The organism is Desulfobulbaceae bacterium DB1, from assembly GCA_001914235.1.
GTDB lineage: Bacteria > Desulfobacterota > Desulfobulbia > Desulfobulbales > SURF-16 > DB1.
Map to the genome: position 1 here is coordinate 213,767 of MQUF01000002.1, position 23,655 is coordinate 237,421.

A 23,655-nucleotide genomic window follows, 5' to 3' on the forward strand; every position below is an offset into this window, starting at 1 on the left:
TGCCGAATCGGCAGCCCCCCTGGGCCTCTTAGGGTTAGAGGTACTTCCCCAGGGTGGGAGTCCTGGGAAACTTCAATAATCTCTTTTCAAAAGACGGTCACTTTATTTCAGATGACTGACCAGCACGGGACAGGGGGACAGACCGACGACATGTTCGGTGACACTGCCCATGAGCAACCGGGTCAACCCTTTCCGACCGTGTGATCCCATGACGATGACGGTGGCTTGTGTATCAAGGGCCACCTGGGTTATGGCCTCAAAAGGCTCACCTTCTTTTACGTAGGTCGTGACGGGCACGCCTTCGACTTCACCGCGTTTTTTGATCTCGGCCAGCCGCTCAGCCGCCTTGTCGGCAAGTTCCTTGGCTGCTTCCGGAGCCAGGGCGGAAAACTCGTCATTGGTATACGCCACAGAAACCGCGCAAAGCACCGAGTTCCTTTCCTTGGCCAAGGCGAACGCCAGATCTTCCGCCGCCGCACTGTATGACGAACCGTCCGTAGCCAGCAGAATTTTTTCCCAACTGATACGTGACTGACTCGGAATAACCAGAACATCTTTCGGGGTATGCCCGATGACCCGTGCGGTAACGCCGCCGATCAGATCCCGCTCGATGTGGCTTCGTCCCCTGCGCCCCATGACAATGAGGTCGCATCCTTCGTCTTCGGCCACGGTGACGATCCTCTCGTACGGTTCACCCTGTTCCAGATTGGTGAGGATATGAACATCCTCATCCGCGGCAATCTCCTTGGCCTCGGCCAGCAGCTTCTGGCCGGGCCCCAGCATGGTTTCTTTTATATTACTCACGCCGATCAGTTCAAGATCGCCGCTATAGGAAGGTACTACTGCAAGAACCTTAATCCAGCTTCTGTCCAGCCGCGCCAGGCGGCAGGCCTGGCGCAGGGTGTTCCGGGAAGAGTCAGAGCCGTCATAGGCAACAAGTATCTTCCTGTATTTAGCCATTATGTACCTCTTGTCGTGCAAGCTCCAATTCGTCCTTTTTCGCCTTGCTCATGCCGCTGATCATGGCGGCGGTGATGATAAGGCCGGATGACAACAAAGCAGCAAGCAGCGACCAGAAGCTGACCTGCTCCAAGAACCTCGCCATGGCGGGATCAAGCGGGGCGCGCATACCGACATCAGCCAGATACCCGGGAACGAGCACGCCGCGGCTGACGGCAACAATCAGCATGACCGAAGCCATGACGATCTTGATGATGTAGTCCTTGACATAGGTGGTACCGAGCGCTCCAAGCTGCACGCCGATCAGCGATGCGGAAAGAAGCAGCAGGGAAAGCCGGATGTCGATCAAGCCGGAAAGACCCCACTGCAAGGAACCCCAGGCGCCCATGACAAAGGCGATACCGAGCTCGGTTGCACTGGCCACCATGGCGGAGGCACCGATGACATAGATCATGCCGGGCACGCCGACAAAGCCGCCGACGGCGATTGTGGCAGCGAGCAAACCGGTGCACAAACCGACCGGAATGGTAATCCAGGCGGAAATCCGCACCTTGGCCACCTTGAAATGCATCATCGGCGGCAGGTTGATTTTCTGCAGACGCAGGGCAAGCTTTGAGGTCTGATGACCACTTTCATCGCCGTCCTTGCCCTTGGCAAGCTTCATGGCGTCATAGGCAACGTAACCGCCGACCACCACCAGGACGACGACGAAAACCGCGCTGACGTAGAGGTTTGATCCGGCATTACCCCAGGCATGGAGAATGGCCTTCTGCACCTTGATGCCGATCTGCACGCCGATAATGGCGGTAACAGCCATGGTGAAGGCAAGCTTCAGATCAACCTGGCCGTATTTCCAGCGTTTATAGGTGCCCACCATGGCCTTGGGGAACTTGTGGCACATGTTGCTGGCAACAGCGACAGCGCCCGGCACGCCAAGGCTCATCATGGCCGGAGTGAGAACAAAGGCGCCGCCGGAACCGATAAAGCCGCTCAGCAGGCCGCCGATCAGACCGACCGCGATCAGCGCCAGAAGATTTTTCGGCGTCATGTCAAGAAACATGCGGGAGACGTCCTTGACAACGCCTTCACCGGCATGTTTGTCAAGATTAACCATGAATTTCTCATCAAGCGGCAGGTCCTTTGCCTTCATTTCAGGTTGCAGGACAAGAGTCATCGTCTGGTCCGTTCCGTCACGCTTAAAAAGGGCGGTATGATTGACGTCGTCGACCTGGAGGAACACACCCTTGAGCAGATCCTTGGAAGGGCCCGCGCCGCCGGCGGCAAAAACCGCGGATCCCAGCGGCAGCATGAAAAGGGTTGTAAACAGTATAATCAGTAATTTTTTCATTGTATTTATTGCTCTCCTCAAAAGTAATGACTTCGTAAGTCAGTGCGGAAAATCAGTGTTTCTTTGCTTCCAGACCCAGGGAGCTCAGCAGATTGCTGGCAAAGGCGCCGTGGACAAAGGAAAAGAACAACGCGGTCAAAAGCGGAAACGCCGTGTACCAGCCTCCCATGGTAAAGGTATCCATTACCAGCTTTTCATTTCTGAAAACCAGGATATAGGCCGTCAGCGATATCGCTCCAAGAATTATGGTCGGTAAAATGGGTTTATGTGACTTTTTGTTTTGCATTTCTCTCAACTCTCCTCAGTTTCTTAAAAGTTATGACCTTATGGTGCTCGTGTTACAACGATTTATGCCGGTAACGGATCTTCCAGGATCACCACCGGGCATTGAAACCGCCTGACAAGATCCTTTTCCGTTTTCCGCAGATTTTCCTTCCGTTCGGACATCTTGAAAATAAAGAGCATGATGTCCCGCCGTGTTGCGGTATGCCGGATAATTTCCTCGTCAAGGCTTGATTTACCGAAAAAGAATTCATAAAGAATTCCCCGTTTGGCAAACCCCTGCTTCATTTCCTGCAAACTCAGGGAATCATCATCATGGGCTACGGCCAGGTCCTGCAGGGTTGCGGCAGGAAACACCTGGATGATTTCCAGCCCTGTTCCCAGGCGTTCGCACATGCTCAACGCATAGGTAACGGCTTTGGGCGTCAGCTGTATTTCATCCGTGCCGAGCAGAATTTTTTTATGGGCATTCTTTCCGGCCCGGAGAAATTCCCGTGCGCTTTCCGGCTCGTTTGCTTCGGCAAAGGCGGCAGCAGCCATGGAATCCTGCAATACCTTGAAGATGTTTGCCATTTTTGCATCTCTCTCAAATAAATTTTTTACGCTTGAATATGTTCTTCCGGTTACGCGCGTTTGATGCGGCATATAAGCAACAGCCATGCCAACACATAAAATCGTTTATTTTCAGTGAGTTATCTCTATTTCTCCCAAAACCATAAACGTTGCCTTTTGCAACGCGGCTTCCACCTCTCCCCCGCAACAATCCGATTTCATAAAAGAAAACAAAAAATGTTGCGAAAACGAACATAACGTTGCGTATCGCAACAAATGGTGTATTATAGGCAAAACAAAGTAAAAATATACGCGAGAAAAAAATGCAGACTGCGGTGTTGAGCATCAGACGAAAGGTTGTGTACGGGTCGGGCCTGATCCTGTTTCTCGTCAGCTTCACCGCGTTCATGATGTACCAGATAGTGCTGCAGGTGGAACACAAGGTCGCGGTGGTTGAGATCATCGACGATATCCTCAGGACGACCCTGGAACTGCGTCGCTATGAAAAGAACTACTTTCTCTACCGGCAGAAGAAAGATTTTGAGGATGCCCTCTATTACTGGCAAACCCTTCAGGATCAACTGCACTCTCATGACGCGGAACTGAACCGTCTCGCCCCCGCCTCCCAGGTGCACTCCATATTCCGCGCTCTGGCATGCTACAAGGATGGCCTGGTGAACCTGGAAAGGTTAGACTCGCAGACCCAGGACGGGAAACTGTACAACTCGCTGCAGGACGTGGTACGACTCAACGGCAAGAAACTGACCGATTTTGCCGAGCAGACCGTCCTGGGCGAACGGGCTTCCATCCGAAACCTGTTGCAGACAACCCGTTCCATTCAGGTTTTTTCCGCCATCGGCTCAATCGCCCTGGCCACCATCATGGCAATCATTCTGGGCAAAAAGCTGGTCACATCCCTGCGACTGCTGGAGGGCTACACCAGAAAAATCTCCCAGGGCGAAATGATTGACCCGCCATACACGAATGCGGAAGAAGAAATCAGCGTGCTGCTGCGCGCCTTTCAGCGGATGAACAGGGAATTGCAGATTCGCCAGCGCCAGCTCGTTCAGTCGGAAAAACTGGCCGCCCTCGGGACCCTGTTGGCCGGTGTGGCGCATGAACTGAACAACCCCTTGTCCAACATCTCCACCTCCGCCCAGATCCTGAGCGAAGAGATCGAGGAGGGGGATCTGGACTTCAAGAAAAACCTCCTGCGGCAGATCGACGCCCAGACCGACAAGGCCCGGGACATCGTTCGCACGCTGCTGGAATTTTCCAGGGTAAAGGAATTTCACAAGGAAAACATCAATCTCAGGCTGCTCATGGATGAAACCATGCGCCTGATCAAAAGTCAGGTCGGCAAAGGCGTGGAAATTGTCATTGATATTCCTGACGACATCACGGTCAATGTCGACAAACAGCGGATGCAGCAGGTTTTTCTGAATCTCATAAAAAACGCAAGCGATGCCCTGGAAAACTCGGGTCATATCTGGCTGACCGCCCAGAAATCACAATCCGAAAACGGCAATGTGGTTGAAATCATGGTGGAGGACGACGGACCGGGTATCCCCGAGGATATGCGGGAAAAAATCCTAGAACCTTTTTTCACCACCAAGGATGTGGGAAAGGGTTCCGGCCTCGGACTTTATGTTGTCCATGACATTATTGAGTCCCATGGCGGAGAATTGAGGATTGAAAGCAGTCCGGGTGCGGGAGCAGCGTTTATCATCTGGCTCAAGGATGAAAGCAACGGAGAAGAAAGATGAACCAAGAACCAAAACGGCTTCTGGTGGTTGATGACGAGGAAGTCGCCCTGACCAACCTGGTCTATATCCTGAAAAAAGAAGGCTATGACGTTACCGGCTGCACAAAAGGGCCCGATGCCCTCCGCTTGCTGGACAAGCACGAATACGACCTGGTCATCACCGATCTGCGGATGGAGAAAGTCGACGGCATGGAAGTCCTGGCCAAGGCCAAGGAAACCCACCCCGACATCGAGGTTTTGATGATCACCGGCTATGCCACGGTGGATACGGCCATCGAGGCCATGAAGGCAGGAGCATTTCATTATATCGCCAAGCCCTACAAACTTGACGAGGTCCGCAAGGTCGTGCATGAGGCCCTGGAAAAATCCGGATTGAAGCAGGAAAACAGGAAGCTGCGGGAACATCTCAAGGTCTTTCAGGGTGAAAACCGCCTGGTCGCCAACAATCCGCAGATGCTGAAGTTGCTCCGCACCGCGGAACAGGTTGCCGGAACGGACAGCAACGTGGTGATCTGCGGCGAGTCGGGCACAGGCAAGGAGCTCATCGCCCGACTTATCCATTCAGCCAGCCACCGGAAAAACGAGCCGCTGTTGTCGATCAACTGCGGCGCCTTCAGCGAAGAACTGCTGACCAACGAGCTTTTCGGCCACGAAAAAGGGGCATTTACCGGCGCGAATTCATTGAAAAAAGGGCTGATCGAAATGGCGAACGGCGGCACCCTTTTTCTTGATGAGGTGACGGAGATGTCACTCACCATGCAGGTGAAACTGTTGCGGGTCCTGCAGGAAAAAGAGGTTCTGCGCGTCGGCTCCACCACGCCGGTCAAAATCAACGTCCGCTTTATCTCCGCCACCAATCGAAACCTGCAGGAAGAGGTGCATGCCGGCCATTTCCGCCATGACCTTTATTTCAGGATCAATGTCGTCTCCCTTACCCTCCCTCCCCTGGTGGACAGGAAAGACGACATTCCCCTGCTGGTCAGCCACTTTCTGAAAAAATATTCCACCTTGACCGGCAAGAACGTCGAAAGCGTGTCCAGGGAGGTGCTGGACATTCTGATGAAATATGATTTCCCGGGCAATATCCGCGAACTGGAAAACATCATTGAACGAGGTGTGGCCTTGACCAACGAACCCGTTATCCAGGCCTCCCACCTGCCGGAGGATCTGCGCGGCATGGCGCTGAAAACCTTTCGCAGAAAAGAGGGCGGCGACATCCCTACCCTGGAGGAGCAGGAACAATCCTATATCCGCTGGGTGTTGCAGGAAACGGCGGGCAACAAGACCGTGGCCGCCAAAATGCTCGGCATCGACCGCGTTTCCCTTTGGCGCAAGCTGAAAAAATACGGTTTGGAGGAGGATGAGGGCTAAGTCCCCACTCCGGCGTAATCGACCGCGCCGCACCCTTCATTTCAAGGGATCTCCCCTTTCCCGCAACTCTCCCCGAACCCTTTTCTTGACAATCCTTCCCGGAATGAAGCATCATTGAAGCAACAGCAATGAAATTTCCCTGGAGAGGATGTTGCCATGACAACCATTTATGATTTTTTCAAGCAAAGCAGGATTTATCAGCCCGGCGAGATCATCATCCGGGAAGGGGAACAGAACAGGGATCTTTACGTTCTTTCCGAAGGCACGATAGAGGTCTCATTCACGGACGATCAGCAAAAAGTGGTGGTTACGCACATCACCCCCCCGGAAATACTGGGAGAGATATCCTTCCTTTCCGGTTCCCCGCGCACCGCAACCATAACCGCCAAGACCCGGGTGGAAATGTATATCTTGAATTACGACAGGGTGAAAGACGAGATGGACGAGATCCCGCCCTGGTTGCGGCTCATCCTCAACACCCTGACAAAACGCATGCAGTCCTGCGGTCAGAAGATCAAGGAAATGGAAACCCAGATACGAAGGCTCGGCGGAGCATAAATCACGGACTTCATTTTTCCGTCAACCCATTTGACGACATCCCTTTCCATGATCAATTCGACCCGCACCTACACCCTGCCGATACTCCCCCTGAAAAGCTCCGTTGTCTTCCCCCATGTCGCCCTGCCGATTTCAATCAATCGTCCGGCCTCCCTGGCCGCGGTCGAAGAGGCCCTGGCGAGCGGCAACAAGATGGTGGCGGTTCTCGCCCAGAAGGATCCAACCGTCGAAGACCCGAAAATCGACGACCTTTACCACATCGGCTCGGCAACGGTCATCCAGTTGATCGGCCGTTTCGAATCCATGACCCAGATCGTCATCCAGGGCACGGAACGAATCCAGGTGGCGGAAATCGAACCGGCAAAATCATTCCTCAAGGCCCGTTTCAGGGCGATGCCCATGCCGGTTGACCAGGGTGTCGAGGCAGAGGCCCTGCAACGCGAGATTCTGGATCTCACCGCCAAATATTTTTCCCTGGGCCATCCGGAGGTCGAGCTGAACGTGCCCCGGTTTGTCGTTCCGGGGGAAGACTTCATGAAACTAGTCTATCCGCTGGGGCAACTGCTTTCCCTGGACGTGACAAAGGCCCAAAACCTGCTCGAGGCTCCCGGTTCCGTCGCGGCCATGACTATCCTCCGCGGCCACCTGCATCATGAAATCCAGATCCTGCGAATTCGCAAGAAAATAGCCGATGAAGCCCAGTCGGAAATGACCAGGGAGCAGAAAAAATACATTCTGCGGCAGCAGCTGCAGGCCATTCAACAGGAACTGGGGGAAAAAAGCCCGGCAGAAGCGGAACTTGCCGATCTGCGAAAAAAGCTGGAAGAAGCGAAATTACCCGACACCATCCAGGACGAAGTCCGGCGCGAACTGTCCCGCCTGCAACAGATTCCCAACTCCTCCCCCGAATACCAGGTCGCCCGTGCCCATCTTGAACTGGTGCTGGAACTGCCCTGGCGCAAGACAACCACTGACAACCTCAGCCTCGCCAATGCCCGACAAGTGCTCGATGAAGACCATTTCGGCCTTCAGGAGGTCAAAGAACGCATTATTGAACAGCTTGCCGTTATGAAACTCAATCCGTCGGCCAAGGCGCCCATCCTCTGTTTTGTCGGGCCGCCGGGGGTGGGAAAAACATCACTGGGTCAATCCATTGCCCGCGCCCTGGGCAGAAAATTTGAACGTTTCAGTTTGGGCGGCATGCATGATGAAGCGGAGCTGCGCGGCCATCGTCGCACCTATATCGGGGCGATGCCCGGCCGGATCATCGAGGCGGTGCGCCGTTCGGGGTCCGCCAACCCGCTCATCATGCTTGACGAGATTGATAAACTCGGCCGCGATTTCCGGGGAGACCCCGCCGCGGCCCTGATGGAAATTCTTGATCCGGCCCAAAACTGCGCCTTCCGGGACAATTATCTGGAGCTGCCATTTGATCTTTCCAAGGTTTTTTTCATCACCACGGCAAATTCCCTGGACACGGTTCCGAAACCGTTGCTCGACCGCATGGAAACACTGCGGCTCTCCGGCTACAGCGACGAAGAAAAAATGGAAATCGCCCACCACTATCTTTTCCCCAGGCAACGGCAAGAGGCGGGACTCAAAAAAGACCAATTTTTTGTCAATGACGACACCCTGATTGCGGTCATTCAGCGTTATACCCGTGAAGCGGGGGTACGTGAACTTGAACGGATGCTGGGACGGCTGGCCCGCAAGGCGGCGATTCACTTTGCCGAAGGGCATGACGAACCTTTTATTGTCGGACCGGATGATCTGCCGCAGATGCTGGGACCGGAACGTTTCTTCCTGGAAAAATTGCGCCGGCAGCTGCCCCCCGGTGTGGCTACCGGTCTTGCCTGGACCGAGTCGGGCGGCGACGTGCTTTACATTGAGGCGATCCAACTGCCGGATGGAGAAAAGTTCACCTTGACAGGACATCTCGGCGAGGTGATGAAGGAATCAGCCACAACAGCCAACAGCTATGTATTGGCCCACGGCGAAGAAATCGGCATCAAAAAGAAACAAGGCGCGGTTCACATCCATGTGCCGGCCGGGGCAATCCCCAAGGACGGCCCCTCGGCTGGAGTGACCATGGCGGTTGCCCTGGCCTCGCTTTACAGTGGAATTCCGATCAGGCACGACACGGCCATGACCGGAGAAATCACCCTGTGCGGCCTGGTTCTGCCGGTGGGAGGCATCAAGGAAAAGGTGCTTGCCGCACGAAGAGCAAAAATCTTGCGCGTCATCCTGCCCAGGGAAAACGAAAAAGATCTGCGCGACCTGCCGGATCATGTCCGGAAAGAAATGGAATTCATCTTTGTCGACCGCATCGAGGATGTAATCAACGAGGCGATTTTGCATGCAATCTAAAAAAACGTCTGCTTACATTTTCCTTTTAAACAGGGCCTCAAGCTGTTTTTTTACGTCATCCGCACCACCAGCCCCCCCTGCTTGATCGTCATCCGCCGGACGAAAATACTCGCAAAAATTCGCCAGGTCCTTGTCGATCACCAGCTCGGCGCTCGACTCCCGACAATCATTTTCCGCATTGAGATCATAAAAAAAACAATTCTTGCAGATGTGCAGATCAGCGCCGCAATGGGGACATTCATCGCGGAAATATATCTTCTTATCCGTTTCAATTTTATTGTGACAGGTTGCGCATCGCATATGTGATTATAAAATCTCCTCAACTTTGGCGGACTCGCATAAATCGCTTCCCCGCTGCTAAAAACCCGACAACCGGATTAAGTCGGCGTGTTGCTTGCGGGAACCGGAAACAGCTTGTTCAGCGACAGATGAGCCATGGCACTAAACTTTAAAATACGGTATTTCTTCCTCCAACTCAAGTCAATTGATGAGAGTGAATAATTAGAGTGAAATTATCATTTCGCGTCACCATCAATCAAATTCCTTTCCCATCCCCAGATACTGTTCACTCCACGTGCTGGATTCTGGTGACCTGTCGACCTTACCCTCGCCGCTACATTGTGTCATTCAGCTGCCAACAGGCCGATATCTCGAGCATTATGACAGAATGAATCTTACCTAAATCAAGGCATGATATTTGCTCAAATTACACGCGGCTCTCCGTTGCCGACTTCACACCCTGAAAAAACCGGTAGTTAAATAATACTATTTACAATGAGGTGAACAAAATGAACAAAAAAGCAATAAGCGCTTTGCTTGCAACAGGGATCGTCCTGTTTGCTTCCGGCGGCAGCGCCCAGGCCGAACTTATCCGTCGGGGCCCGAATCTCGTTTATGACTCGGAAAGAAATATTACCTGGTATGAAGCGGCGTACGGCCCGGTCGACTACCTGACCGCCCTGGCCTGTGCGGAAAATTTGTCGGTGAAATACGACGGCATGATTTACGACGACTGGCGGCTGCCTGCCGCACCGCAAACCAGCTGGGAAGAGGCCCGCGGTTTCGTCGGTCTCGAACTGACCATTGACCCTGTTACCCTGGAGGGACAGGAAGATTTCAGCGAACTCGCCTACCTCTTTCACCGGCAACTGGGCAATTATTCAGCTGCCGCGCCGGGAGAAAACGGCGAGTATGGGTTGATCAACACATTCCCGTTCAAAAACCTGCTGCCGGTTATCTACTGGGTGTCGGACGAGGGGGGGGGATTTACCTGAATGAAAATGGAGTGCCCGTTTATTCCTGGTTTTTCAATTGCTCCACCGGCTACCAGGGACAGTTGTCGAAATCAAGCCCCTTTTACGTCATTGCGGTGCGGGATGGAGACATCGGCACTTATTCCGAACCGGATTCCGACGTTCCGGAGGATTGCGGCGACGGTTTCGATAACGACGGCGACGGGCTGATTGACTGCCAGGAGTCGAATTGCTGCACCGTCAAACGCATTCAGTAGCATATTTGTTTTCATTGTGATGCCGGTATCAGGGGGAGATGGCGAAATTCCGCCGTCTCCCCTCCAACGACTCCCCCCCTCTCCGCCCAGATATTCCGTTTCACGTTTGTATCGAAACAAAAGTTGTTCTTTTCCGCAATTTTCAACAAATGACTTTGCCTTTTTCCCTTCTTTTACCATATACTTAAAAACAAGTTTTTTTCAGTTTCGCCGAAATCGGAACATCTCATTTCATCGGCTCTGTCGGCGTCGTTCCGTCCGCCGGAGCCTTCCCATGCAATCGAGACAAGGAGCTATCATGAAAAAAATGTCCGCCCTGCTGACCCTGTCGCTCGTCGCACTCTGTTTTTCCCTTGCCGCCCAGGCGGAAGAATCTTCCCTGGAGTTGGGAAAACAGCTTTTTAACAATCCCGGACTTGGCGCCTCGAAGAACGACAAAAGCTGCAACTCCTGCCATGCAGACGGCAAGGGGCTGGAAAAAGCGGGCGCCGATCAGCACCTGGCGGAAATCATCAACAAGTGCATCAAAGGCCCCATGCAGGGCGAAGGGATCAACGAAGGGACCGTTGCCATGCAATCCCTCGAACTCTATATTCAATCATTAGCCAAGTAGTTGTTTTCAAGGAGAGAACATGACTCAGATGATGTTTTACGATTCAATTGTCAGACTTGACATCACAAAACACAAAAACACCAAATTTACCCCGGTGACGGATTATTCCTTTGCCGCTGCAACCAATTCAATTCCGATAGCCGGGGTGGAGTTCATCGAGTCATCGAAAGAATACCCCATCACCTTCATCAAAAACAGCCAGGGACAATTCATCCCCACCGTCATCGTCGGATTGCAGAACGAGCAGAATCTGTTCGTCGACGCCAAGGGACAATGGACCGCAAACTATATCCCGGCCTATGTGCGCCGCTATCCTTTTGTGCCGTCCACCAGCAACGAACCCGACAAGCTGAACATCTGCATCGATCAATCATACAAGGGATTTGACGCGGAAAAGGGCGAACCCCTTTTCAATGAAGACGGCAGTCCCGCACCGGTGCTGCAGAATATGACCAACCTCATCCAGGACTACCATGTGCGGATGCAGCACACCAACGATTTCACCACGCGCTTGGCGGGTTGCGACCTTCTCCAGGAAATGAAGGCGGAATTCGGCAGCAAGGAAAACGGCAAAAGTTTTCGCCTTACCGGCTTGTACATGATCAACGAACAGAAGCTGTTGGATCTGGATCAGGAAAAAGCCATGGATTTTTTCAAAAAAGGGGAATTGGCCTGGGTTTACAGCCACCTCAATTCACTGAGCAACTTCCGCAGACTTTTAGACAGGTTCTTTGCCCTGCAGAAAGCAAGCTGAAAACAGTTTGTTGTTTAAACGCCGCCCACGGCAGGCACGGAGATCACAGAGAAACATCTTAAAAGGGTATTCGCTCTGTGATCTCTGCGAACTCCGCGGTTCATTCCCATCACCCCGCTGCCGTATAGGCCGCCTCCATCCGCCAATGATGGAAAATGCCGGTATCCGCCCCGGCCAGATCAGCAACCTTCAACATCCATTGTCCGCGCAGTTCTTTCCCGATCAACGGCCTGAGTGATTCCTCGGTGCCGGTGCCGTACGTTTTTTTGATATCACGCCGGCTTGCCCCGGTACGATTGTGCAGGATGATTTCATCGCCTGACGGGCTGACCAGGATAACGAGCAGATCACCGATCCAGCTATGGGAGATGTCAACCGTCACGTCAAGATGCAGGATCCGACCAGACTCCTCGATGGTCAGAATATCGAAAATTCCGGCCGGATTGTTGTCCGGAATCGGCAATTCAGCCGCGCTCTCCAGCAAAAGCGACTGCCGGACACGCTTTTCCACCGCCATATTCAGCCCCCAGCTGACCAGTGTGCCGCTATCGGCAGCGGCATGATCGGAAACGATCATCCGCCATTCCCCCTGCACCGAACCACCGACAAAGCGACCAAGCTCCGGGGTTCCAATCAGGCTGTATTCCTCAATAATGTCATCCGCGGCGCCGCCGGTCCGGTCATGAAGCACCACCTCTTCTCCGGCCGGTGACACCAGTCTGACCCGCAAATCGTTGATATAGGAATGATTAATCATGACAAAGACCTTTATCTCGCGAACAATCCCGTCAACATCAACCCCAATGGAACTTGCAACGCCATGGGGATCATTATCCGGAATGGAAAGCGAAGGGCTCACCTCGTTTTCGACCAGGGTGAAGCCGGAGGCCGGCTCACCAACCCCGACCGCGGCCCAGGCGTTCTTGATTGCCGCATATTCCTTGCCCTGATCGCCGAACAACTGACGGCAGGCGTTCAGCAAGGCAAAGCGCGCCTGCTCAAAGGTCCAGCGGCTCAAGGTGGAACTGCGCAGATACTCGGTCATGGCCAGATAAAAAATCTGCTCCACTTTCCGGCGGCCGAGACCCTCGACCCGAATGCCGTGATGCTCTCCCCCGGCAACGGCAAGATAGGCAGCCTTACTGGGGATACCGCAGTTATAATGAAGCCAGCCCATGTCGTTTTTATCCGCATCAGGCTGCTCACCCGGCCGCAGGTGGATGAAATCATCCATGTGGTCGGGCAGTCCGAAGCGGGAAGGATCGGACAGATCGCGCAGGGCGTCCCCGCTGCGGAAAGGGGTATACACACCCTCTCCCATCTGCCAGTCGCTAATCTCGCCGTCATTGGTGATCATCACCCCGAAAAAATCGGCAAACGCCTCGTCCAGCGCACCGGACTGCTCGGCATAAACGAAACGAGCGGTATTCGAGGTGACGGCATGGGTGAATTCATGACCAACGATATCAAGGGCATAGGCCAGCGGCAGCCAACGGTTGCCGTCCCCATCGCCGTAAACCATCTGCTTCCGGTAACTGTTCCAGTAGGCATTATTATAGGCCTGACCGAAATGGACGGTGGACACCAGTGGCGCTCCCTTGTTGTCAAAGCTGTCACGACCAAAGGTGCCGTGATAATAATTGTACACCTCCCGAGCATTGTCATGGGCGGCCTGCACCACCGGGTCGCTTGAGCTCTGTTCGTTTTCAAGCACGAGAGTGCCGGGCAGAATCTGCTGGTTTCCCGCGGTAAAGGTGCGACGAGCCATGACTCCCCTGCTTTCGGAAAATTTATAGAGCAGAGCGTTGTCGGATGCATCCAGGAAATAATGACGCAAACCATGCTCAACGGCGACCTCGATGCCGATATGCCAGGCGAGATGAACGTTCTTGTTCCTGTCACGGTAAAGACAGAGTTCGATTTCTCTTTTTTCGCCTTTGACCGGATCCATATCTGCCATGGCCCGGCTTACGGCCTCAGCCCCGCTGACCCGCGGGTTCAAGTCCACATTCGCCGATGCCAGCCGGTTGTCCTTGTAGGCGATCACCACCCCCTTGCCGTCAATATGAACCTGGATGGACCCTTCATGCACCGCAATATTACCGACAAACTGCGCGAGACAGACATGTCGGTGCCCTCCCTGGGCATCCTCTTCCACCGAGGTGACTTCAAGCCGTTCATTCAACGTTTCATCGACGGCAAAAAGATCCCGGTTATCGGCCAGAAAGCGTAAAACGATATTCTCCACCCCTTCCGAGGAAGGCGCTGAAAGGCTGCCCATGATGAACTCGGGAACGGTTCCCGCGTCATTCCAGAATATCCGGTTGCCGGACTGCAAGGAAATAATACGCTTTTCAGCCGCCTGCTGCTTGAGACTTTGCCTGGTCATTTCATCCTCCCTGTCAGCTGCCTGATCGTGTCAGTAAAAATGCTTTTCCCGGCTCCATTGATACTGTTTTGCTTCTTTCTCCCGCAAAATATGCCGCTCTCACAGGAAAAAAAACGCCTTCATGTTTCGCCTGAACCTCGCTGGACATTCTTTGACATTTCACAAGAGGCTCCGCTGCAAATACCATGGCCGGCGGCATGCCTGGAAAGGCGCCGCCTGCCGGAACGAGCCGGGGAGAAAGAGACCTTCGAAACGTCTCCTGAATTTCAGATAGGATTGCACTGGTGCGGCCTGGCTTCCGCCGGTTTGCCGGAAAAAACCATGAGCGCGCAAAAAATTACTGCCGGATATCCACCAGCCGGGTCCGCACACTGCGGTGCTGAACAATCTGATGCTTGGCCATTTTGCGGTAAAGGGTCATGCGCGACCAATTGAGATTTTCGGCAGCCTTGCTTTTATTCCAGTTGGCGGCAAAGAGCGCGGACAGCACCTGATCCCGTTCGCTCTTGGGCTTGAACCCGCCGATGGAAAATATTTCCCGAAAAGGCCGGGGCAGACTGTCAAAGGTGATGGTGCCGATCGGGCCGTTGATATAGGTGGCTTCCAGGATGTTTTTCAATTCGCGGATATTGCCGGGCCAATCATATTTCAGCAGGGAAAACCAGGCCTTCTCCGTAAACCCGTTCAGCTGCATCCCGAACAATGCGTTAAATTCCTTAACAAATCGTGACAACAGAACAGGGATGTCCTCCCGCCGTTCACGCAGGGGAGGCAGATGCACCCGGGCCACATTCAGCCGGAAAAAAAGGTCTTTGCGAAAAAGTCCGCGCTCGACCAGATCCTCCAGGTTCTGGTTGGTGGCGGCAATAACCCGCACATCAATATCGATCGCGGTACTGCCGCCGAGTCGATGTACCCGCCTGTTTTCCAGGATACGCAGAATTTTTGCCTGGGCAAAGGACGACATCTCCCCTATTTCATCGAGAAAAAGAATTCCGCCGTTTGCCTGCTCGAATTTCCCTGCCTTGGCGGTCACCGCCCCGGTAAAGGCGCCTTTTTCGTAACCGAAGAGTTCGCTTTCCACCAACTGTTCCGGCATGGCGGAAGAATTAATGCGAATCAGGGGTCTTTTGCGCCGTTTGCTGTGCCAGTGGATGAAATCGGCGGCAAGCTCCTTGCCGGTGCCCGTTTCTCCGGTCAGAAGCACGGTGCTGTCCCGAGCCGCCACTTTGAGAAGATACTGCCGGACGCCCTCCATTTCACGGCTGACGCCGACAAAATCAGGTTCATCGATCCGTACTTTGCTTTTCTCGGCAGAAGCAACATCGAAAGCCGAGGCAACATCATGCAGATGATGTTTGATGCTGCGGACCAGCTCCTCTGAGGGACGGGAACCGGAAAAATAATCAGTGGCGCCGAAACGGAGGGCCGCGACCGCCTTTTCTTCCGAACCGTATTGGGCAACAAGAAAGATGGGAACTTCCCGTCTGAAGGATTTCAACAGCTCCAGATAATGGATTCCGTCGAGCGGATCACGGAGCGAGGAACAGATAACAACTGCGTCAACCTGGGGAATTTCCGCAAAATCCTGCTGTTCCTCGCCGGAAATGATTTTTCTGACGAGAAAATCCGCTTCCTGGAGGTCGTGCTGCAAAGCACGGCAAAAATTCTTTTCTTCACCGATAAGCAGCAGCAGCGATTTCGTCTGTCGTTTGAAGGGATAAAGCATTAGAGGGGCCATAACGAACTCATCATTTTTCTGCATGTAGAATGAACAATTTGTACGACATGTCGTCCCGGCGAACTCTTAGGGGAACCTGCTCTCATTATATGCTTTTTCTACTAATTACAAAGTATTTATTTAAAATTACTCCAAAAAAAAGAGGGATAAAACCAAAAAGTGTTGGCAAAGAGAGACACTTCGACCCCAAAAAGACGCAAAAAAAGAACTGTGGGAAAATAAAAAACGTTCAACCATATTTCTTGCGCAGTCTCTCTTTCATGATGAGCTTGATCGGCACCTTGTCCAGTCCGAGTCCGGCGCGGAACTGATTCACCAAAAAACGCTCATAGGAAAAATGAATCCCCTTGGGATAATTGGCAAAGATCACCAGAGTCGCCGGTTTGCTGGCGACCTGGGTGGTATAGTAAAGCTTCAGCCGCTTGCCCTTGTGAATCGGCGGGGTATGCACCGCAACCGCCTTGGCAAGAATCTTATTGAGCCGGTTGGTTGTAAATTCCATTTTGTACTGACTGTATACCTCGTCCACTGCGGGAAGAATCTTGTTGACACCCGCGCCGCTCAAGGCGGAAATCTTCAGCACCGGCGCGTATTCCATGAAGCGGATGGCCATTGTCACTTCATCCATGATCCATTTCTGCTTCTTCGGATCACCCTTGACCAGATCCCATTTGTTGACCAGCACCAGGCAGGCCCTGCCCCTTTCCAGGGCATAGCCGATGACCTTGGTATCCTGTTCGGTGATGCCTTCGCCGGCGTCAACGAGCAGCAGGGCGATATCGCATTCTTCAAGGGCGGACAGGGAGCGCATGACGCTATATTTTTCCAGTTTCTCCGTGACCTTGCCCTTTCTCCTGATCCCGGCGGTATCAATCAGCAGATAGTGACGGCCGTTTTTTTCAAGCAGGGTGTTGACCGAGTCACGGGTTGTGCCCGGCACTTCCGAAACAACCATGCGATCCTTGCCGAGCAGCCGATTGATGAGCGACGACTTGCCCACGTTGGGCCGGCCGATGCAGGCGATTTTAACGGTATCCTCGGGCAGTGCCTCCAGCTCCTCGGCAGGTTCCATTTTCGCCACCAGAGTGTCGAGAAAATCAACGATTCCATAACCGTGCTCGGCTGAAACCGGCCAGACCTGATCAATGCCAAGCTCATAAAACTGAGAAAGCAGGGTCATCTCCTGCTCCGGGCCGTCGATTTTATTGACCACGTGAAATATTGGCTTTTCAATGCGGCGCAACATGCTGACCACTTCATAGTCTTCCGCCAGCAACCCACCCCTGGCATCGAGCAGCAGGACAATAATATCCGCCTCGTCAATGGCCTGCATGGTCTGCTGCTGGATGAGACCGCTCATGGTTTCATCCCTGTTTATCTCAATGCCGCCGGTGTCCACCAGCATGAACTGCCGCTCGTTCACCGTAACCTTTTCATAATGACGATCACGGGTTACACCGGGAGTTGGATCGACAATCGCCTTCCGTGCTCGGGTGATGCGGTTGAAAAGGGTTGATTTTCCCACGTTGGGTCGACCGACCAGGGCAACAATGGGGCAAGGGGTATAATCCATAATTTATTCATCCATTTGTAAGAATCGCGCTTTCGCATGCCTGTCCTGCAGTTCATCCACCAGGGAGGTTAACACAGGATACTCTTTTCCCATGGGTTTACGCAAAAGCATTTTCAGCGAGTAAAGGGCCGGGGCGATGAACTGCTCAAAAAAAATCTTTCCCTTCCGGCTGCTCAAAAAGGCAAAGGCCCCGAGGATCTGCAGATTGCGCTGCATGGCAAGACAATAATATCCTTCATAAAAAACACTATGATCCACCTGCAGCACACGGCCGAGTTTCGCAAGATAGGACGCAAGCAGCACATCCTGCTCTTTTTCCCCCAGACCCGCGTATGGATCAAGCAGCAGCGAGGCCAGATCATATCCAAGGGGACCGAGACGAGCGCCCTGGTAATCAATAATTCGCACTTGCCCCTGATGAACCAGGAGATTGCGGGACTGGAAATCACGATGCAGCAGATAACCGGAAGGCTCCCGGGCGGCTCGCCTGGCCAGCTTCTGAAATTCGAGGATCAGCCGGTGATCATCATCAATTTTCCCCATGTAGTCCCGGCAAAAGGAAAAACGGAAATAATCAGACTCCCGTTGCAGCATCAATTTCTCGTCATAACGGGGCGTATCCCAGCAGAAACGGGGATCAAAACCGACACTCCCCTCCAGTTGGAAACGGATGAGACCGTCCAGGGCCTGCTGATAAAGAGGTTCGATCTCGGCAAAGGAACCTGCCTTTTTGACCATCGCCTGCAGATGAAGATCACCCAGGTCCTCGAAAATCAGCAGCCCGTTTTGCCGGTCATAGGCCGCGATGTTCGGCACCGGAACGCCCTTGTCGTGCAGATGAACGCCGATGTGAAAAGCGGCGGCCTGCTCTTCCGCGCCTTTCTCCAGGGTCCGGGAGGGGAAAACTGCGACAAGGGACGTTGCCCCGTCTAACCGGATACGGTAAAATGATCTGTCCGAACCGTCACCGGACATGGCCTCGAGCACGGCGGAGTTCCCGTGGGGAAGCAACTTGTTTTCCTTGAGCAGAGCAATGATCCGTTGCCGCTCTTTTTTCCTGGTGTCCATAAGGGTAAAAAAGAAAAATTTGCGTTCGATGTTCTTGAATCGGATTCGGCAAAGGCGTCAAACGTCATTGTTGCCGCATGATTTCAGGAAATAATGGTGTCAATGAGATGAGTCCCGTCCGGCACCGTCACGCCGTCCCAGACAACCACCCGCTCCAGGCGGCATTGACGTCCCACCCGGATATGGGAGCCGAGGCAGAGCCAGTCCTTCTGCTGAAAATCATCCGCCACGGACACCTCCCTTCCCCGGTAAAATGGGCTTTCTCCCCTGAACGGCTCCCGGGTAAGAAGCGTTCGGTGCAAATCAAGATAATCCTGCGGGGTTCCCATGTCGGTCCAGTAATGCCCCTGCACGATTGTGCCGCAAATTTTTTTCCCGCGCGTCATCCAGTAGCGATAACAGTCGATGCTGTTATAAAAAACACCCGGAGGGATAATTGCAAGCAAAGCCGGATCAAGCACCTGAATGCCGGTGAAAGCCCAACGCGACCCACTTCCGCCTGCGGCAAAATCAACGATCCTGCCGTCCGGATTCATCCTGATCTTATTAAAGCGAGGATGATCGTGCAGCACCAGGGTCGCATCAGCGCCGGAACGACAATGGTCCCGATAGACCGCGGCAAGATCAATGGTATGAAAGATATCGCCGTTGGTGACCAGCACCGGTTCCGTGCCGAAAAAATCCATGGCCAGCCGCATGCCGCCGCCGGTCCCCAGCTCAATCGGTTCCTGCTGAAGATAAATATGCTCCCTGGGGCCGAGCAAATCGACAATCTGCTCCTTGAGATGATGACAGTTGACCAGAATGGGATGAAAACCATAATCGCCGAGCTGTTCGATCAGGCGCAGGAGAAGGGGCCGGTCCAGCACCGGGAAGAGCGGTTTGGGACGCAGCAGGGAATATGGCTTGAGACGGGTGCCGAAACCGGCGGCAAGGACCATCGCTTTCATCAATTTAAACCTTCAGGTTCGGTTCTCAGAAAACCAGGCTGCCGTCCGCTTCTTCGGTGACACCGACAACAACAAGGCCCGCCCTGTCAGCCTGGCGGATCATCGCCTCACGGTCAAAAAGCAGGGATTGCCCCGCTTCCACCGCCAGGACCGCGGCTTTGACCGCAAGCATGGATTCAATGGTGGCAAGACCGGTAGCCGGCAAATCAAAACGAAAATCCTGACTCGGCTTTTTCACCTTGACCACCACCGCTTTTTCCCGCGCCAAGGCACCGCCGCGCCTGATTGCGGCATCCGTTCCCTCGATGGCCTCCACCGCCACCACGGACATATCCCGCACCACCACGCACTGACCGATATCCAGCCTGCCCACGGCCCGAGCAACCTGAAATCCGAATTCAATGTCACGTCGCTGGTCGGCTGACGGTTTTTTTTTGGTCAACACCCCCGGAGGAAAAAGCAAATGCTTCAAATAAAGAGTGGAATCAAGCACCGAGATCCCTTCTTTCTCCAGTTCCCCGGCAATGGCCCGGAGAATTGCGTCATCCTGTTTGATATCGATCTTGTTCCAAAGAGAAATGCCCTTCAGATCAGGCAGGACATCACGGAAAATACGGGTTTTGGTGATGGTGCCGAGAAAAACCGTTTCTCGTACCTCTTCATCCCGGAAAAACTTGATGATCTTGCCCAGTTGCCCGAGCTTGACCCAGCAGAACCGGTCGGCAATGGATTCAAGATCCGGATGGCTCTCCCCTTTATGGGCGACAATCACCACCTCGAGTCCTTCCTTTTTCGCTGCTTCGGCAAAAAGATAGGGGAACTGCCCCCCTCCGGCGATGATACCGATCCTAGTCCTCATCACTGCTTAATCTGACCACGCTGCGGTTGGCAACCCTGAAAAACTCAACCATCCTGGAGACGGGAGCGCTATCGGGAATTTCCTGGACAACTTTTTCAAGCGCTTCCTGCAGGAGCAGCTCTTTTGTTTTGAAAATCAACGTAAAGGCCCGGCCCAGCTTGCGCATATCCTCCGGACTGAAACCCGCCCGTTTCAAACCGATACGGTTGATGCCCCGCACCTGCATGTCATTGCGGATGCCGGCGACAATGACATAGGGAGGGACGTCCATGCTGATTCCCGACATGCCGCCGACAAAGGCATATTCGCCGATGCGGGAAAACTGATGTACGGCCGACATGCCGCCGATGGTGGCACGCTCGCCAATCTCCACATGGCCGCCCAGGGTGACATTATTGACCAGGATTACATGATTGCCGAGTGTGCAGTCATGGGCCACATGCGCGTAGGACATAAGCATGCAGTTGCTGCCGATGGTTGTTACACCATGGCCTGACGGCGTGCCCCGATGCAGCGAACAGTATTCCCGGATAATATTATTGTCGCCGATAACCAGACGGGTTTCCTCGCCCTGATACCTGAGGTCCTGGGGAGGAGCCCCGATGGAGGTGAAGGCGCCGATCTGATTTGCCGCGCCTATCGTTGTCCTGCCCGAAAGATGCGCATGGGGACCTATCCGCGTTTCAGCGCCTATGCTGACGCCTTTTTCAATAACGGCATAGGGACCGACAATGACTGTCGAGTCAAGCTCGGCTCCGGGGTCGATTATGGCTGTAGGGTGAATATTCATTTTTATTTAAGAAGAAGAGTGAATGTCGCTCGATGCACCAGATGTGTCACTTTGTCACACAGGTGTCCGGCTGGGAGTCGGCAAGGAGATAAAAAGAGTGATTATCTACCACAAGGGCGATATTATCGCCACCTTTTCTTTGCCGAAAGGCCATTGTCACGAAAAGGTGGCCATCAGTTCCGCTTCCGCGGCCAGTTGCCCGTCAACATACGCCTTTCCGGCAATCTTAAACAACTTTCCCTTGCGCTTCATCACCGTGAGCTCAAAAATCAGTTGATCACCGGGAACAACCTTCCTCCTGAACCGGACGCCGTCCATACCGGCGAAATAAACCAGGTTGTTGCCTATCTTGTCCTGATCGGTCAGATAGGCGAGCAGGGCGCCGGCCTGGGCCATGCCCTCCATGATGAGAACCCCGGGCATCACCGGCTCGGTCGGGAAATGCCCCTGAAAAAACGGTTCATTCATGGTGACGTTTTTCAGGGCGCGAATGGACTCACCCGGTGTCACCGAAAGAATGCGGTCAACAAGAACAAAGGGATAACGGTGGGGAAGCAATTTCAGGATTTCAAGAATATCATATTGGCGGGAACCTTCACTCATCTTTCTCCTCCTTTGAATTTATACTGTCGGCAATGTCATCAAACTGTTTGCGAAGACGGCGGACATCCTTGAGCAGCTGCGGGATACGGGAGAAGGCGGTTGCCGCCTGCAGCCATTCCTTATAATTTATGGCGGGAAAACCGGCCACCACCCTGCCGGACGCCACATTGCCGTTGACCCCGCTCCGACCGGCAATCATCACCCCATCACCGACCTCGACATGGTCGGCGACAGCGGCCTGTCCGCCCATGACGACATGACGGCCCATTTTGCTGCTGCCGGCAATCCCGGACAGGGAAACGACAATGCAGGACGGGCCGATTTCAACATTGTGTCCGACCTGAACAAGATTATCAATTTTTGTTCCCCTGCCGATCCGGGTTGTGCCGAAAGTGGCGCGATCCACACAGGAATTCGCGCCGATTTCCACATCATCTTCAAGCACCACACAGCCCACCTGGGGCCGTTTGAGATGATTGCCTGCGGAATCGGTGGCATACCCAAATCCGTCACTGCCGATGACGGCGCCACTGGAAACGATGACTCTGCTGCCGATTTTACATCCATGGCGCACGACGGCATTGGCTTCCAGGATGGTTTCCGCGCCGATTTCCACATCATCGCCGATGACGACCCCGGACTCAACAATAACTCCTTCACCCAAGACGACCCTGCTGCCGATAACTGCCAGGGGAGCAACGGAAACGGATGGGGCGATGCGGCAATCAGCGCCCACATGGGCACCGGCATGAATTCCAGGGCACGGTCGAGGTCTTTGGTAAAAAAGATTATGGATAATCGCAGCGGCCAGATTCGGGTCCTTGACCTTTATGGCCGGCAAGGGGACATCGCCGATATCAAGAGGGACAAGAACCGCCGATGCCCTGGTGGCTGCCAACTTATCAGCCGATTTCGCCTTGGTGAGAAAAGTTATCTCGCCGGGCCCGGCGGAATTGACATCATTCAAGGCGAAGATGGAAACCCGGGGGTCACCGGATACTTCACCTTCAACCAGCGCGGCGAGTTCCGCCAAAGATTTTGTCACCTGCATCATTTGTCATCAACTCATAATTTATCAATCGTATCCGTCCGGCTCGTCGTATCCGCGCCATTGGTCATGTGGTTCATTTTTCCAGAACAATCGAACCAGTTGGGCAATGGAGGCCGACAAGGCAGACAAAAAAAGACGGGCGGCTTTTCTTTATGAAAAAACGCGCCCGTCTGCCTAATAATTACCATGAATCGTAAAAAGAATCGACAATCTCCCGTTGATTCGACAGGTTATTGGATTCCATTCACCCTATCGCGCAGAATCCCCGAAGGCTTGAAGGTCACAACTTTTCTTTCGGACAGGATAAGCTCCTTGCCTGTCTGGGGATTGCGCCCTCGCCTGGCCTTTTTTTCCTTGATATTGAATTTACCGAAACCGCTGATAAGCAGGTCATCACCGTTTGCCAGGCAATCTTTACTGATTTTCAGGAAAGATTCGACAATCGAGGTGGCCTGCGCTTTCGTCAAATTATGGGTTTGATAAATCTTTTGCACCAGATCAGCCTTTGTCAGGGTCATGTTGCGCAACCTCCATCACATTAGAATTATGCA

At 53.5% G+C, this 23,655-nt stretch carries 24 protein-coding genes; 8 read left to right on the forward strand and 16 right to left on the reverse strand.

All coding sequences use genetic code 11. The features are described 5' to 3' along the window. Nucleotides 1-102: 102 nt before the first annotated feature. The 4 genes from BM485_01795 to BM485_01810 all read right to left on the reverse strand — a co-directional run bounded on the left by BM485_01795 (nt 103) and on the right by BM485_01810 (nt 3,130). Entirely contained in the window at nt 103-960 is an 858-nt protein-coding gene (locus BM485_01795; protein OKY76825.1) for a hypothetical protein, read from the reverse strand. Further along, nucleotides 953-2,074 (reverse strand): hypothetical protein, encoded by a 1,122-nt coding sequence (locus tag BM485_01800; GenBank protein ID OKY76926.1) that lies wholly within the window; start codon nt 2,072-2,074, stop codon nt 953-955. The genes BM485_01795 and BM485_01800 overlap by 8 nt, the downstream gene beginning before the upstream one ends. A gap of 286 nt (nt 2,075-2,360) precedes the next feature. Then, nucleotides 2,361-2,594, reverse strand: a complete 234-nt coding sequence (locus BM485_01805) for a hypothetical protein (GenBank protein ID OKY76826.1) — start codon at nt 2,592-2,594, stop codon at nt 2,361-2,363. Nucleotides 2,595-2,656: 62 nt separating this feature from the next. Then, nucleotides 2,657-3,130 (reverse strand): hypothetical protein, encoded by a 474-nt coding sequence (locus BM485_01810; protein ID OKY76827.1) that lies wholly within the window; start codon nt 3,128-3,130, stop codon nt 2,657-2,659. Nucleotides 3,131-3,465: 335 nt separating this feature from the next. Here BM485_01810 and BM485_01815 point away from each other — a divergent pair, with 335 nt between their 5' ends. The 4 genes from BM485_01815 to BM485_01830 all read left to right on the forward strand — a co-directional run bounded on the left by BM485_01815 (nt 3,466) and on the right by BM485_01830 (nt 9,203). Continuing rightward, nucleotides 3,466-4,908, forward strand: a complete 1,443-nt coding sequence (locus BM485_01815) for a hypothetical protein (protein ID OKY76828.1) — start codon at nt 3,466-3,468, stop codon at nt 4,906-4,908. Beyond that, nucleotides 4,905-6,278, forward strand: coding sequence for a Fis family transcriptional regulator (locus BM485_01820; protein OKY76829.1), 1,374 nt, complete (start codon nt 4,905-4,907; stop codon nt 6,276-6,278). The genes BM485_01815 and BM485_01820 overlap by 4 nt, the downstream gene beginning before the upstream one ends. 156 nt (nt 6,279-6,434) lie before the next feature. Further along, nucleotides 6,435-6,836: a hypothetical protein gene (locus tag BM485_01825; GenBank protein ID OKY76830.1), complete on the forward strand. Its 402-nt coding sequence runs from the start codon at nt 6,435-6,437 to the stop codon at nt 6,834-6,836. Between the two features lie 48 nt (nt 6,837-6,884). Next, on the forward strand, nt 6,885-9,203 hold the full coding sequence (locus BM485_01830; protein ID OKY76831.1) for an endopeptidase La: 2,319 nt from the start codon (nt 6,885-6,887) through the stop codon (nt 9,201-9,203). Nucleotides 9,204-9,215: 12 nt separating this feature from the next. On the opposite strand, the gene BM485_01835 is transcribed toward BM485_01830, so the two are convergent. Further along, a complete protein-coding gene (locus BM485_01835) occupies nt 9,216-9,503 on the reverse strand; it encodes a hypothetical protein (GenBank protein OKY76832.1) in 288 nt (95 codons plus the stop codon). Nucleotides 9,504-9,991: 488 nt separating this feature from the next. On the opposite strand from BM485_01835, the gene BM485_01840 reads away from it, so the two are divergent. From BM485_01840 to BM485_01855, 4 genes are all read left to right on the forward strand, one after another. Beyond that, nucleotides 9,992-10,477 carry a hypothetical protein gene (locus tag BM485_01840; protein OKY76833.1) on the forward strand — a complete coding sequence of 162 codons (486 nt, stop codon included), beginning with the start codon at nt 9,992-9,994 and terminating at the stop codon, nt 10,475-10,477. 11 nt (nt 10,478-10,488) lie between these two features. After that, nucleotides 10,489-10,713: a hypothetical protein gene (locus BM485_01845; GenBank protein ID OKY76834.1), complete on the forward strand. Its 225-nt coding sequence runs from the start codon at nt 10,489-10,491 to the stop codon at nt 10,711-10,713. A gap of 295 nt (nt 10,714-11,008) precedes the next feature. Next, entirely contained in the window at nt 11,009-11,326 is a 318-nt protein-coding gene (locus BM485_01850) for a hypothetical protein (GenBank protein OKY76927.1), read from the forward strand. Between the two features lie 19 nt (nt 11,327-11,345). Beyond that, nucleotides 11,346-12,080 carry a hypothetical protein gene (locus BM485_01855; GenBank protein ID OKY76835.1) on the forward strand — a complete coding sequence of 245 codons (735 nt, stop codon included), beginning with the start codon at nt 11,346-11,348 and terminating at the stop codon, nt 12,078-12,080. A gap of 109 nt (nt 12,081-12,189) precedes the next feature. On the opposite strand, the gene BM485_01860 is transcribed toward BM485_01855, so the two are convergent. The 11 genes from BM485_01860 to BM485_01910 all read right to left on the reverse strand — a co-directional run bounded on the left by BM485_01860 (nt 12,190) and on the right by BM485_01910 (nt 23,622). Further along, on the reverse strand, nt 12,190-14,469 hold the full coding sequence (locus BM485_01860; GenBank protein ID OKY76836.1) for a hypothetical protein: 2,280 nt from the start codon (nt 14,467-14,469) through the stop codon (nt 12,190-12,192). Nucleotides 14,470-14,482: 13 nt separating this feature from the next. Next, on the reverse strand, nt 14,483-14,668 hold the full coding sequence (locus BM485_01865) for a hypothetical protein (protein OKY76837.1): 186 nt from the start codon (nt 14,666-14,668) through the stop codon (nt 14,483-14,485). 138 nt (nt 14,669-14,806) lie between these two features. Then, nucleotides 14,807-16,198 (reverse strand): hypothetical protein, encoded by a 1,392-nt coding sequence (locus tag BM485_01870; protein ID OKY76928.1) that lies wholly within the window; start codon nt 16,196-16,198, stop codon nt 14,807-14,809. Nucleotides 16,199-16,439: 241 nt separating this feature from the next. Next, nucleotides 16,440-17,783, reverse strand: a complete 1,344-nt coding sequence (locus BM485_01875) for a ribosome biogenesis GTPase Der (GenBank protein ID OKY76838.1) — start codon at nt 17,781-17,783, stop codon at nt 16,440-16,442. 3 nt (nt 17,784-17,786) lie between these two features. Further along, nucleotides 17,787-18,812: a hypothetical protein gene (locus BM485_01880; protein OKY76929.1), complete on the reverse strand. Its 1,026-nt coding sequence runs from the start codon at nt 18,810-18,812 to the stop codon at nt 17,787-17,789. Nucleotides 18,813-18,934: 122 nt separating this feature from the next. Next, nucleotides 18,935-19,801 carry a hypothetical protein gene (locus BM485_01885; GenBank protein ID OKY76839.1) on the reverse strand — a complete coding sequence of 289 codons (867 nt, stop codon included), beginning with the start codon at nt 19,799-19,801 and terminating at the stop codon, nt 18,935-18,937. A 25-nt stretch (nt 19,802-19,826) separates the two neighbouring features. After that, on the reverse strand, nt 19,827-20,660 hold the full coding sequence (locus tag BM485_01890) for a hypothetical protein (protein OKY76840.1): 834 nt from the start codon (nt 20,658-20,660) through the stop codon (nt 19,827-19,829). After that, nucleotides 20,650-21,450 (reverse strand): acyl-[acyl-carrier-protein]--UDP-N-acetylglucosamine O-acyltransferase, encoded by an 801-nt coding sequence (locus BM485_01895; protein OKY76841.1) that lies wholly within the window; start codon nt 21,448-21,450, stop codon nt 20,650-20,652. Before BM485_01895 ends, BM485_01890 begins: the two co-directional genes overlap by 11 nt. A gap of 156 nt (nt 21,451-21,606) precedes the next feature. Further along, nucleotides 21,607-22,053, reverse strand: coding sequence for a 3-hydroxyacyl-[acyl-carrier-protein] dehydratase FabZ (locus BM485_01900; GenBank protein OKY76842.1), 447 nt, complete (start codon nt 22,051-22,053; stop codon nt 21,607-21,609). Beyond that, entirely contained in the window at nt 22,046-23,104 is a 1,059-nt protein-coding gene (locus tag BM485_01905; protein ID OKY76930.1) for a UDP-3-O-(3-hydroxymyristoyl)glucosamine N-acyltransferase, read from the reverse strand. The genes BM485_01900 and BM485_01905 overlap by 8 nt, the downstream gene beginning before the upstream one ends. 230 nt (nt 23,105-23,334) lie before the next feature. Next, entirely contained in the window at nt 23,335-23,622 is a 288-nt protein-coding gene (locus BM485_01910) for an integration host factor subunit alpha (GenBank protein OKY76843.1), read from the reverse strand. Nucleotides 23,623-23,655 lie beyond the last annotated feature (33 nt).